This window comes from Prolinoborus fasciculus (assembly GCF_056724605.1).
Map to the genome: position 1 here is coordinate 35,688 of NZ_JBWZQN010000022.1, position 12,638 is coordinate 48,325.

The window sequence follows — 12,638 nt, forward strand, 5'->3', positions numbered from 1 at the left end:
TACAAAGAGAGTTTATAGGGTGAAGATGGATCGTCAAGCTCAGTTTCGAGCAAGAGAAACCTTGATTTTTCAAGTAGCAGAGCAACTCCTGTTAGAAAATGGTGAAGCAGGAATGACGCTTGATGCGCTTGCCGCCGAGCTTGATCTGGCCAAAGGGACACTTTATAAACATTTCCAGAGTAAAGATGAACTATACATGCTGCTGATTATCCGAAATGAGCGCATGTTGCTGGAAATGATTCAGGATAGCGATAAAGCCTTTCCTGAACATCTGGCCTTCTTTATGCTGCATCATTTGCATCATCCTGAACGTACTGTGCTGTTTCATCAAATTGAAGAACGCCTGTCGACGACTGGGGTTGGAATCCAGCACCTGTTTAGCGAACTTTATCAGGTGCGCAAACAGCGCTTACGCCTGATTATCCGTATGACAGAAACTTATCTGGCATCGATCAACAGCCGCATGTCGGTACGCGATTATCTAGCGTCGATCTGGTCGCTGACCCATGGTGCAGCCGCAATTCTCAATTCCAGTTTCTATCAGCGTTACTTGGGTTCACGCGATACCTTGCGTGTGGCCTATATCGATCAGGCGCTGGCTTTGCCCAAGCAGGTGCATTCTGCCGACCAGTTTGTCTAAGGTTGTCCTATGATCAGATCACCTCACAGTGCAGTTCGTGGCTTTACCTTAATCGAATTGATGGTGGTGATTGTGATTATGGGGATTATGGCTTCACTAGTGCTGCTCAATACCAGTGGTGTCGATCAGCGCAAAGCAATGCAGGCACGGGAAATTTTATTAGTAGACTTGCAACGGGTGCTACGCGAGGCCAATGACCAGTCTAGAATACTCGCGCTTGACGTTCGGCCAGCAACAGATGTCACGCCATTTCGTTATGGAATTATAGAATATCGTTCAGCAGCGCAGACTGAACAGAACCTGCAAAATGAGAAATGGCAGAGTTATGCAGATTTCAAATTGCGTAATTTACCTGATCATGTGTCCTTTCAGATGCAGGCGCTGGAACAGCAGCGTTATACCAATGCACAAAATCGTGATCTGACTCAGGCTAATGCACCTAAACTGATCTGGCTCGGCAATGGTGAAGTCAAACCGGTGCGGATTCAATTCTTTTTGGAAGACCGTGAAGTGGGTGCTGCGATTGAGATTGATCATCTGGGTAAAATCAATGAAATCTAGATATTTCAAGCAGAATACTGGATTTGGTGCTATCAGGCCGAGTATTACTCGGCTTAATCGTGTGCACTCTGAACAGAGTTCTTCATCTTGCGCTCGGACGAAACGTTGTTTCGTTTATCGCTGCTCCTCAAGCATAGCTTTCGGACTTGCGGCACGGTCGAGTGTTACTCGACTTAATCGTGCCTCAGGTTTTACCTTATTGGAAGTCATGGTGGCCTTGGCAATTTTTGCGACCGCAGCCATGACCCTGACCAAAGTCGCGATTCAATATACCCAGTCGACCTCGAATGCCATTCTACGTACCAAAGCACAGTTTGTTGCCTTAAATGAAGTGGCACAAATGGAAATTAATCAGGAATGGATGGAAGGGACGGCTTCCAAACAGCTGACCCAGCAAGGTGAAACCTGGCAGATTGACAAGCGCAGCGAACCGACGGTCAGTCCGAATGTACAACGGATCGAGCTGCAGGTGAGTCTGGTTAATCAGGACAGTGGTCAGGTGGAATCTGGTATCACCAGCCTGATGTTCTTTAATCATCGTATGAACAATACTCCATGAAGCCTAAAGGATTTACCCTGGTTGAATTAATGGTCGCAATTGCGATCTTTGCGGTGCTGTCTGCTTTGGGCTGGAAAGTTTTTGATTATATTGTCAAAACCAAAGATCAGAATGTGATTCATGAACAGCGTTTAGGTCAGTTACAGCAAACCTATCAGCAGATTCTGCGAGATACCGTACAGGCAGTACCCTTAACGGCCAATATCAATGGCGATATTCAGCCGGCTCTAGTGCTACAGAACGGACGCTTTAATTTCAGTAAAACTGGAGTGACTGACCCTTTGGAAGAGGGGATTTCCCCAGATGAGCGCATTGAATATCAGTATCGAGCTGATGAGCAGAAACTTTATCGCTTGAAATACCGGAACCTGAATCAGACAGGTCAAGATCAGCCCGAATCCAGTGTTTTATTGTCGGAAGTGGAACAATTCCAGATCGTCGTACTCAATCCGAATGAGCTCACGCAATGGCCAGATGCTTCTACTGATCTGAATCAGTTAGAGCAGAAGCAAAGGTTGCCTAAAGGGGTTAAAATCAATTTAACCGTGAATGGCGTCAGTTATGAATGGATGTTTAGTTTATTAAATACGGACTTTTTGCTTGATACTCAGAACACCGGTCAACCCAGCTCAGAATAATAAGAAATGAAAATGAATAAAACGATCATGATCAAGCAGCAGCAGGGCATTGCACTGATTACCATTCTGGTGATGGTAGCGCTAGCGACTATTTTGGCTGCCACGATTGCCCAGCGTCAGGCTGCAACTGCTGAAAGCACTGCCTATTTGATGCGACAAAACCAGTCCTTAATGTATGCCAAAAGTGCTGAGGCCTTTTTTTCTGAATTGCTGGTCGATGATGCTGAAAATGCCGCAGAGGTCGACCATCTGCAGGAAACCTGGGCGCAGCCCATGCCAGCTTTTCCGGTAGATGACGGTTATGTCTCCGGAATAATACAGGATGAATCAGGCAAGTTTAATTTAAATAGCCTGATTACTGCCGAAGGCGCAGTCAATGAAAATGCCAAAGCATGGTTCGAGCTGATTCTAAAACGTGCCAGTTTGCCGGAACAGCTCAGTGAAGCAGTCATTGACTGGCAGGATGCAGACGAGCTGGTCAGTGGGGGCATGGGCGCCGAATCTAACTATTATCAGAGCTTGCCCAATGCTGCTTTGCCACCGAATGCAAAATTTCACAGCGTAGAAGAATTAAAGCTAGTACGCGGTTTTGAAGAGAATAAATATAAGCTGATAGCACCTTATCTGAGTACTGCACCGGTGCAGGAGAGCCTGGTCAATATTAATACCGCTTCAGCTTTTCTTTTGGCTAGTATGGATGAAAAGCTGGATGTGAATGCAGTGCAGCAATTGCTGGATCAGCGTCAGGCCAATTTGGAGCACTTTTCCAATGTGACTGATCTGTGGTCACTGGAGCCTTTCGCTCAGGTCGATGCGGACAGGCGTAATTTGTTTAACAGTCTGCTTGGGGTGCAATCCAATTATTTTAAAGCCCGAATCGAAGTGGTTTTAAGTGAGCGTAAGCGCCAGTTTAGCAGCGATCTGGTTCGTCAGGACAAACAGGTTTATGTCGCTTACCGTAGCATGGCGCCATTTTAATTTTAGCTCATGAATTGTACAGGCTGGATAAGCGCAAATGCCGGGCTGATGCCTTTTCCCTATCATGCTAAACAGCAAAATTAATCCTCAAAGCTTTACTTTTGCTTTATAATCAAAATTAATTCACCTATTTTTTGACGACATTACGGCATATGTTAATTCGTAAGTTATTTAAGTTTGAGAATGCTCATATTGTGCGTAACTGCACGTCAGATCGCTGTAAGCGTTCGATCCATGGCCATAGTTATAAAGTCGAGTTATTGCTAAAAGCCTCGAAGCTAGATCATGGTCAAATGGTCTATGACTTTGGTCTGCTTAAAGGTGTGATTAAGGATTTCTTTGATTCTTTCGATCATGCCATCTGCTTTTGGCAAAATGACGATCCGGAATATATTCAGGCCTGCAAGAATTTCAGTGCGCGCTGGGTGTCTTTGCCGGTATCGCCATCAGCAGAACAGTTTTCACGTATTTTCTTCTTTCTGGCACAGCAGGTGCTGGCATCGACCGTGACTCAAAATGGTGAAGGCGATGTCGAAGTCTATTCTGTGATTGTGCATGAAACCGATACCGGCTATGCACAAAGCTTTTTAGAAGATATTCAAAATGAACAGATGGGAATTTTGAGTCTGGAGCAACTTGAGTTCTCTGAACAGGTGCAAGCTGAATGGACAGATCCGGACATGTTTGCCAAGCTCAAACAGGGCACACCATTTCATAACCCTACAGTAGATTTACAGGTACAGATTTAAAGTCTGCGTGACTTTAAATCCATTGACATAGATTTAGGATTGAAGAATGTCTTTAAATGAACAGCAACTGGCCAAGCTGAATAAAGTTCAGTTGGATGAAAGCTGGAAATATGGATTGAGTGAGTTTTTGCTCAGTCCGAAAATGGATGAATTAAAAGCATTTCTTGTTGAAGAAAAAAAAGCAGATAAAATCATTTATCCTCCCAATCATCTGATTTTTAATGCTTTGAATACCACACCGCTAGATCGGGTGAAAGTGGTAATTTTAGGGCAAGATCCTTATCATGGCCCAAATCAGGCGCATGGATTAAGCTTTTCCGTGCAAAAGGGGGTTGCATTACCACCATCTTTGCGTAATATTTTTCATGAGTTACATGTTGATCTCGGGGTTGAAAGACCGAAGCATGGTGACTTGACGCATTGGGCAGAGCAGGGTGTGCTTCTGTTAAATGCAGTACTGACCGTCGAAGCAGGTCAGCCGACTTCGCATCAGAAGCGCGGTTGGGAAGAATTTACCGATCACGTCATTGATGTATTAAATGAACAGCGTGAACATATTGTCTTTATTCTTTGGGGCGCATACGCACAGCGTAAAGGACAGCGCATTAATCAAGACAAGCATCTCGTGTTAAAGGCAGCACATCCATCGCCTTTGGCAGCAAACCGTGGTGGTTTTTTTGGTTGTAAAGTATTTTCAAAATCGAATAACTACCTCAAACAACATGGCATTGAGCCTATAGATTGGCAGCTGGACGCATGAAATATTCTCCCCTTACTAAACATTATCATCCGGATTTGATTGTTGAAGAAGCGCACAATGGTTGGCGTATCGTTCGTTTAAATCGCCCGAAATCTTTGCATGCTCTCGATGAATCGATTGCTTCCGCACTTCTGGAAGTATTTCAGGACTTTCATCATGATGATAGCGTCAAAGCCATCTGGCTGGATTCAACCACACCGAAAGCGTTCTGTGCGGGTGGGGATGTGCGTAAGCTGCGTCAGTTAGTGATTAATGATGAAGTCGCGGCTGCCAATAAATTCTTTGAACAAGAATATGCACTCGATCTGTTACTGCATAATTATGCCAAACCCGTTTTAGTCTGGGGTGAAGGTTATGTGATGGGCGGTGGCCTGGGCTTGTTTATGGCAGCACCTTTCCGTTTAGTGACGCCATATTCACGTTTGGCCATGCCTGAAATCAATATCGGTTTGTATCCAGATGTGGGTGCAACCCGCTTTCTGGCGGATCGTGGTGCGATTGGTTTATTCACAGGCTTGACTGGTTCGATCATGACTGCTGCGGGTGCTTATGGGATTGGTTGGGCAACGCATATTTGTGATGCACAGCGTGATTCAGTGTTGGATAAAGTCATTAATATCGACTGGGAGCATTATCCTGCGGGTGACTTCCGTGCCATTGATGACACCCTGAACAGTATGCACCGTCCGGTAGGCCCGGGACCGCTACAAAACTCTCTGGACGTGATTCATAGTGTTTGCCGTGGCATCAACTTTGAGCATGATTATGAGTCGATTATTGGCCTGAGTGACGCACGCAGTGACTGGTTGCGTCAGGCCAGTGAAAACCTGAAAAAAGGTTCGCCAACTACTGCAGCCTTGACCTGGCTATTGTGGCAATGGGGTAAGCAGATACATTCCTGGAATGAAGTTTTCGAACTGGAAGTTCAGATCTCAGACTGGAAAATTCGTCATCATGACTTTGTTGAGGGTGTACGAGCACGTCTGGTCGACAAAGACCTTAGTCCTGAGTGGAAAAAAGGTGCAGATATGAGCTTGAAAGGGATCCTGTCTGGGAATCCTCCAGTTACGACTATTGAAAGCTGGAATGAGCTGCTCAAGCATTATGGTGTGATTTAAGCTTCAATGTCCGAAACACAATTTACAGATGAATACTGGATGCAGCGTGCTTACGAGCAGGCTGCACTTGCTGCTGCACAGGGAGAAATTCCTGTGGGGGCAATTATCGTCAGTCAGAATCAGATCATTGGCCAAGGATTTAATGCGCCCATCTCGTTGAATGATCCGACTGCGCATGCCGAAATTGTTGCACTACGTGATGCCTGTCAAAACATCCAAAATTATCGGTTACCTGATGATGCGGTGCTCTATGTGACTCTTGAGCCGTGCACCATGTGTGTCGGTGCACTGGTGCATTCGCGGGTTTCGCGAGTGGTATTTGGTGCATTTGAAGCGAAAGCGGGTTCATTGGTGAGTGCGCGTCAACTGTTTGAAACCGGTTATTATAATCACGTATTTCCTTTCCAGGCAGGCTGCATGCAGCAGCAATGTTCTGAACAGCTGAGTGCATTTTTTAAGTTGCGCCGCGAGCAGAAACGAGAACTCAAGTTACAAGAAAAGTTATTAAATACGCAGAAATAAATCTGCTTTATCCGCTAAAATTTGCTTACTTTCAAATATCTGCAATCTTCAGGAACAATAATGAACAGCATTCAAGTAAAAAAAGAATTTCCGGCAGCGCTTGATGATGTCTTTGATTTAATGTCTAAGCATGCCACCTATAATATTGCCTTCGCGCCGATGCAGGTTGAGCGGATCAAGGATTCTGCGGATGCTGAATATCCTGATGGACTTGGTTCAGTACGTGCAATGGGTGTGGGTCCAGTGAAGCCGCTGAAAGAACAAATTACCTTGTTCGAGCCAAATAATCGCATCGAATATCAGATTATTAAAAATCCATTGATCAAGCATCATTTAGGCATTATTGAATTTGAAGCACTGGCTGATGACAAAACGTTAGTAACTTATACGATTGAATTGCAGGCACGTGCGCCTTTTGTGAGTAAATTAATCCTTGCACAGTTACAGGCAGCGATTAAACTAGGCCTGACAAAACTCGCAAAATCTGTTTAAACAACAACGGGAAAGCAATGACAGTTCAAATTATTACCATTGATGGTCCAAGTGGGTCTGGCAAGGGCACGTTAGCAGCGAAACTGGCTGCACATTATCAGTTTCACTTATTGGATTCTGGTGCTTTATACCGCCTTTTGGGTTTGTCATTGCATCACCATGATTTGCTGGATTCGCTAGACACGAAATTGCCAGAATGCGTACAAATCGCAACAAATTTAGATATCCAGTTTGTCAGTACCGACACCGGGGTGCAGGTGTGGCTGGATGGTGAAGATGTGTCCCAAACTATTCGAACTGAACGGGTAGGAGAGTTTGCTTCAAAAGTTGCAGCAATTCCTGAGCTTAGAACAGCGATGGTTTCACGTCAGCATGCCTTTGCACAGGCGCCTGGTCTGGTAGCAGACGGACGTGATATGGCGACAAGTATCTTCCCGAATGCTCAGGCAAAAATATATTTGACGGCCTCGGCTGAATCACGCGCGCAAAGACGTGTAAAGCAGTTGCAGGGCATGGGGCTGGATGTTAAAATAAGCGACATTTTAGCTAATATCATCGCTCGCGATAAACGAGATACGGAACGCGCTGTCGCTCCACTCAAGCCTGCGGATGATGCTTACATTATCGATAGTTCAGATTTGAATATCGATGAAGTATTCCAGCTGATGACCACTTATGTGGATCAGCAGTTAGCAAATTAACCCAATTTTATCAGCAAACGCATAGCTTGATCAGTTTTATATGGACTATGTAGATGCTTAATTAAACCGGCCTTGTCTGATCCAAGACCGCTGACTTTATCGGAAATATCATGACCGAATCTTTTGCAGCCCTCTTTGAAGCAAGCGAATTAAACCTCAACGTTGAAAAGGGTGCAGTTATCCAGGGCGTTGTAGTAAGCATTGACTCTGATTGGGTAACTGTTGACACTGGCCTTAAATCTGAAGGCGTTGTTGACCGTGCTGAGTTCTTAAATGAACAGCGCGAACTTGAAGTTCAAGTTGGCGACACTGTAGACGTAGTTGTTGAAGCACTTGACAACGGTATGGGTCAAACAGTTCTTTCTCGCGAAAAAGCTAAACGCGCAGAAACTTGGACTAAACTTGAAAAAATCTTTGAAGACGGCGAAATCGTTACTGGTGTTATCTCTGGTAAAGTTAAAGGTGGTTTCACTGTTGACATCGGTCCAGTACGTGCGTTCCTTCCAGGTTCTTTAGTTGATACTCGTCCTATTCGTGATACTACTCACCTAGAAGGCAAAGAGTTAGAATTCAAAGTAATCAAACTTGACGCTAAACGTAACAACGTTGTTGTTTCACGTCGTGCTGTTATGGAAGCTGAATCTTCAGCTGACCGTGAAGCTCTTCTTGCTCAGCTTGAGGAAGGTCAAACAGTTACTGGTACGATCAAAAATCTTACTGACTACGGCGCATTCGTTGACCTTGGCGGTATTGATGGTCTTCTTCACATCACTGACATGGCTTGGAAACGTATCAAGCACCCTTCAGAAGTTGTTGAAGTGGGTCAAGAAGTTACTGTTAAAGTACTTAAATTCGACCGCGAACGTAACCGTGTTTCTCTAGGTCTTAAACAGCTTGGCGAAGATCCATGGTTAGCGATCATGAACCGTTACCCTAAAGGTTCAATCGTTAAAGCGCGCGTAACTAACCTGACTGACTACGGTTGTTTCGCTGAAATCGCTGAAGGCGTTGAAGGTTTAGTACACGTTTCAGAAATGGATCACACGAACAAAAACATCCACCCATCTAAAGTTGTTCAGATTGGTGACGAAGTTGATGTTATGGTTCTTGAAGTTGATGAAGAACGTCGTCGTATTTCTCTTGGTATCAAACAAACTCGTGCTAACCCATGGGAAGAGTTTGCTAAAGATCACGACAAAGGCGAAAAAGTTTCTGGTACGATCAAATCTATCACTGACTTCGGTATCTTCATCGGTTTGCCAGGCGGTATCGACGGACTAGTTCACTTGTCTGATATTTCTTGGAACGAACAAGGCGAAGAAGCGATTCGTCGTTACAAGAAAGGCGACACTGTTGAAGCAGTTATCCTTTCTGTAGACGCTGAAGGCAACCGTATCAGCCTTGGCATCAAGCAAATGAACAACGATCCGTTCAATGACTTCCTTGCTGCTAACGAACGCGGTGCGTTGGTTAAAGGTACTGTAACTGCAGTTGACGCTAAAGGCGCGACTGTTAAGTTAGCTGACGAAGTTGAAGCGACTCTGAAAGCATCTGAAATCAACCGCGACCGCGTTGAAGATGCAACTAAGTTCCTTGAAGTTGGTCAAGAAGTTGAAGCGAAGATCATCAACGTAGATCGTAAATCTCGCGCAATCAACTTGTCTATCAAAGCGAAAGACGAAGCTGAAGAGAAAGAAGCAGTTGCTAACTTGAAAACAGCTCCTGCTGGTCAAGACAATGGTCCTAAGACGATTGGTGACCTGATCAAAGCTCAAATGGGCAACTAAGTAAGCGTTTGAATTGTATTGTTAATGTAAATTAACTAATACTTTTTATACAAATACTGTAAACGGTAGCGTAGTATTTAATTATTGCGCTACCGTTTTGTATTTAAACAGGTTATTATCGGGAAATAGATCCCAAGTAGCTTGATAATTAAAGAGGTCGCAGATGACTACTGAAGCACTTAATAAGTCTGACTTAATAGAGCGTATTGCGTTAAAAAATCCGCATTTGGCTGAGCCTTTAGTGGAAGAAGCAGTTAAAATTATGATTGATCAAATGATAGAAGCATTATCAACTGACAATCGTATCGAGATTCGTGGATTTGGTAGTTTTGCATTGCATCACCGTGAACCGCGCGTAGGTCGTAACCCTAAAACTGGTAAATCAGTAGAAGTGGCTGCAAAAGCAGTTCCGCACTTTAAACCAGGCAAGGCACTTCGTGACGCTGTGAACGAGTCTGCACAAAAATAATTGTAAATATTTTGCGGGGTGTTCATGCGTTACGTTCTGGTCATTCTTTTATTGGTACTGTTTGGTTATTCATTAGCTTTGGTTTTGCAAAACGGTACCGAATTGTCAGTGGACTTGTTATTTACTCAAGTTCCCGCAATGCGCCTGGGATTATTACTTCTCCTCACGTTATCTTTAGGTGTCGTTTTGGGCCTGTTATTGGGCGTTCAGATCTTCCGGGTTTTTCAGACGAATTGGGAAATTAAACGACTGCGTAAAGACATTGAACATCTACGTAAGGAACAGTTGAATACAGCCAAGTTAATGGCCGCTGAAGCAGCAGCCCATACCCGGCATGAAAAAACTGTATTAGATATTACCAATGAAAATCAAAGCCCATTATAATGGGCTTATTTTTTGCCTATATGAAGGGGTAATCTCTTGAGTATCATCGTCGCACTAGATGCCAAAAGCCAATTTGATGCCTTAGCCATTGCAGAACAGTTAGATCCTGCCTTGTGTCGACTTAAAGTTGGTAAAGAGTTATTTACCCATGAAGGTCCAATCATTGTCAAAGCGCTTCAAGATAGAGGCTTTGATGTATTTTTGGATCTGAAATTTCATGATATTCCAAATACAACAGCACAGGCAGTATGCGCGGCAGCAGATTTGGGTGTGTGGATGGTCAATGTGCATGCCTCAGGTGGCCGCAAGATGATGGAAACCTGTGTAGAGCGTTTACAAGCGGGTAATTATAAAACTCAGTTGATTGCAGTGACTGTATTGACGTCAATGGGCCGTGAAGACTTGAAAGATATTGGTCTGGATATTGAGCCAAATGAGCATGTAAAACGTCTGGCACAACTGACAAAAGACAGTGGTCTAGATGGGGTGGTTTGCTCAGCTCAAGAAGCGAAAATGTTACGTGAAACGATTGGAAAAGACTTTGCATTAGTGACACCCGGCATTCGTCCAGAAGGGTCGAATGCAGATGACCAGAAACGTATTGTGACACCGAAACAGGCAATGCTAGATGGCTCAACACATCTGGTAATTGGTCGCCCGATTACCCAGTCTAAAAATATGCGTCAGACTTTGAAAGATATTTTGGCAACGCTTTAATACGGTTTGAATGACAAAAAGCCTTTCAGTTGAAAGGCTTTTTTTATATATTGAAAAAATGGTTATAAAATAAAAAGGAAAAATGATGACTTCATCTGAACCACAATTATAAAAAGTACAGAATGACGTGATTCAAAATATTCAACAGGCAGAACAGCTTAAGCAACAAGAATAGCAACAACAGCAGGCAAGCTCAGCAGATCGGACAGCGGGGATCGATGTGGTCAGTTTGGCATCTGATGCCATCAGTCTTGCTTCGGATGTTATTGAAACAGTAGGCGATGCCTTAAGTGATATTGATTTAAGTTTTTAGTCAGCCCTCTCGGCCTACTTGCTTGTGCTTCGTTTTAAAATTCTGCTTTTAAACTGAATCAGGGAGGAGAGTTCCTCTTTATAAAAGAGGAATTTAGTGAGATTGAGAAAGTGATAAAGTAATTAAATCGCTGCCAGTACACTCACCATGACTGGTGCTAACAGTGACAAAATAAAACCACTGACCATGGCATGTGGAATAAAATCATGCCCACAGGCCTGTTTAACCATCGGTAGAGTCACATCCATCGCAGTTGCACCCGCTGCGGAAATGGCGGATCTTGGGTATCTCCAGCCCATACAATACATGAGTAAGATGGCAAAAATTTCTCTAAACAGGTCATTCATTAGCGCGATACTGCCGAGTTCTGCATTTCGAAGTTCTGTTACGACAACACCTGACATTGAGTAAAATCCATAGCCTTGTGACAGCATGATCAAATCTTTTAGACTGATGTCGGTGTTCCAGAATGAATAAAGCATGACTGCAAATAATGAACCAAAAATACAACCAATCGGAACTAAGAGAATTTTAAAATTTAACCAGGAACGATCTAAAGGTGAATAAGCCAGATCCAGGCCAATCATGAACATAAATACCAGCAACAAATGCCAGGTGCTGATTTGCACGGATAGATCAAATAGATTCAAGCCCGTATGTAAACAATATCCGCCTGCGAGAGCCAAAAAGGCATAGCTCATGTTCAGTAGGGATTTAAGCACCAGGTCGACGGATACCCGACCGGAACTAGGAGGATAACCTGCCCATTTAAATAGTAGATAGCAAAATGCAAAAGCACCGAGCGAGGTCAGAAAGGCAATGCTGATCGACGTACTCAAAATCTGGAGAGGATGCTGCAATTCATCTACCAATTGTGAAAATTCAAAGGCAATTGCAATCAATAAAACATAGCTAAAATAGGGCAATAGCTTGAAACAGATTTTAATAATCGAAAGCGGAATTTGTTTTGCCATGGCAAAACCGAGTGCTAGACAGAATAGAAGCTGAAAGATAAGCCAAAGCGATTGCATAAATTTAATGGATTGAAAAAATTACCTATAAATTATGCCACCGCTTGATGTCAGATGGTAAAAGCTTTTAGGCGACTTTATTCAATAATCGATTGTCCCGTCCTGAAATAAGTTTACACCTTAAGAGACTTATTTTATGGAACATAAACGAGAACAACGAGTTAAACGTACACAACGTGACTATAGCTTTGCCTTTAAAATGATGGTGGTACATGAAGT

16 protein-coding genes are annotated in these 12,638 nt (G+C 43.7%); 15 read left to right on the plus strand and 1 reads right to left on the minus strand.

From position 1 onward, the window contains the following. The first annotated feature begins 25 nt into the window (after window positions 1-25). The 15 genes from AC1P5O_RS07215 (at window position 26) to pyrF (ending at window position 11,075) form a co-directional block, all read left to right on the plus strand. Entirely contained in the window at window positions 26-640 is a 615-nt protein-coding gene (locus AC1P5O_RS07215) for a TetR/AcrR family transcriptional regulator (protein ID WP_004278873.1), read from the plus strand. 9 nt (window positions 641-649) lie between these two features. Further along, on the plus strand, window positions 650-1,201 hold the full coding sequence (locus tag AC1P5O_RS07220) for a type II secretion system protein (RefSeq protein WP_004278872.1): 552 nt from the start codon (window positions 650-652) through the stop codon (window positions 1,199-1,201). Then, window positions 1,191-1,760, plus strand: coding sequence for a type II secretion system minor pseudopilin GspI (gspI, locus tag AC1P5O_RS07225; RefSeq protein ID WP_162924848.1), 570 nt, complete (start codon window positions 1,191-1,193; stop codon window positions 1,758-1,760). Before AC1P5O_RS07220 ends, gspI begins: the two co-directional genes overlap by 11 nt. After that, window positions 1,757-2,398, plus strand: coding sequence for a type II secretion system minor pseudopilin GspJ (gene gspJ, locus AC1P5O_RS07230; RefSeq protein WP_004278869.1), 642 nt, complete (start codon window positions 1,757-1,759; stop codon window positions 2,396-2,398). The genes gspI and gspJ overlap by 4 nt, the downstream gene beginning before the upstream one ends. Window positions 2,399-2,410: 12 nt before the next feature. Then, window positions 2,411-3,376, plus strand: coding sequence for a type II secretion system minor pseudopilin GspK (gene gspK / locus AC1P5O_RS07235; RefSeq protein ID WP_004278867.1), 966 nt, complete (start codon window positions 2,411-2,413; stop codon window positions 3,374-3,376). A gap of 152 nt (window positions 3,377-3,528) precedes the next feature. Further along, window positions 3,529-4,125 carry a 6-pyruvoyl trahydropterin synthase family protein gene (locus tag AC1P5O_RS07240; protein WP_004278864.1) on the plus strand — a complete coding sequence of 199 codons (597 nt, stop codon included), beginning with the start codon at window positions 3,529-3,531 and terminating at the stop codon, window positions 4,123-4,125. Between the two features lie 46 nt (window positions 4,126-4,171). Further along, window positions 4,172-4,885 carry a uracil-DNA glycosylase gene (gene ung, locus AC1P5O_RS07245; protein WP_004278863.1) on the plus strand — a complete coding sequence of 238 codons (714 nt, stop codon included), beginning with the start codon at window positions 4,172-4,174 and terminating at the stop codon, window positions 4,883-4,885. After that, window positions 4,882-6,003: an enoyl-CoA hydratase/isomerase family protein gene (locus AC1P5O_RS07250; protein ID WP_004278862.1), complete on the plus strand. Its 1,122-nt coding sequence runs from the start codon at window positions 4,882-4,884 to the stop codon at window positions 6,001-6,003. The genes ung and AC1P5O_RS07250 overlap by 4 nt, the downstream gene beginning before the upstream one ends. A gap of 6 nt (window positions 6,004-6,009) precedes the next feature. Further along, window positions 6,010-6,525: a tRNA adenosine(34) deaminase TadA gene (gene tadA / locus AC1P5O_RS07255; RefSeq protein WP_004278860.1), complete on the plus strand. Its 516-nt coding sequence runs from the start codon at window positions 6,010-6,012 to the stop codon at window positions 6,523-6,525. Between the two features lie 60 nt (window positions 6,526-6,585). Beyond that, window positions 6,586-7,017, plus strand: a complete 432-nt coding sequence (locus AC1P5O_RS07260) for an SRPBCC family protein (RefSeq protein WP_004278856.1) — start codon at window positions 6,586-6,588, stop codon at window positions 7,015-7,017. Between the two features lie 17 nt (window positions 7,018-7,034). Beyond that, window positions 7,035-7,718, plus strand: a complete 684-nt coding sequence (gene cmk / locus AC1P5O_RS07265) for a (d)CMP kinase (RefSeq protein WP_004278855.1) — start codon at window positions 7,035-7,037, stop codon at window positions 7,716-7,718. Window positions 7,719-7,825: 107 nt separating this feature from the next. Beyond that, window positions 7,826-9,505, plus strand: coding sequence for a 30S ribosomal protein S1 (gene rpsA, locus AC1P5O_RS07270; protein ID WP_499005922.1), 1,680 nt, complete (start codon window positions 7,826-7,828; stop codon window positions 9,503-9,505). A gap of 163 nt (window positions 9,506-9,668) precedes the next feature. Further along, a complete protein-coding gene (locus AC1P5O_RS07275; RefSeq protein WP_004278853.1) occupies window positions 9,669-9,974 on the plus strand; it encodes an integration host factor subunit beta in 306 nt (101 codons plus the stop codon). Window positions 9,975-9,998: 24 nt separating this feature from the next. Continuing rightward, window positions 9,999-10,358, plus strand: a complete 360-nt coding sequence (locus tag AC1P5O_RS07280) for a lipopolysaccharide assembly protein LapA domain-containing protein (protein WP_004278852.1) — start codon at window positions 9,999-10,001, stop codon at window positions 10,356-10,358. 36 nt (window positions 10,359-10,394) lie between these two features. After that, window positions 10,395-11,075, plus strand: coding sequence for an orotidine-5'-phosphate decarboxylase (pyrF, locus tag AC1P5O_RS07285; protein WP_004278851.1), 681 nt, complete (start codon window positions 10,395-10,397; stop codon window positions 11,073-11,075). Window positions 11,076-11,510: 435 nt separating this feature from the next. On the opposite strand, the gene AC1P5O_RS07290 is transcribed toward pyrF, so the two are convergent. Beyond that, a complete protein-coding gene (locus AC1P5O_RS07290) occupies window positions 11,511-12,362 on the minus strand; it encodes a LysO family transporter (protein WP_318270438.1) in 852 nt (283 codons plus the stop codon). Window positions 12,363-12,638 lie beyond the last annotated feature (276 nt).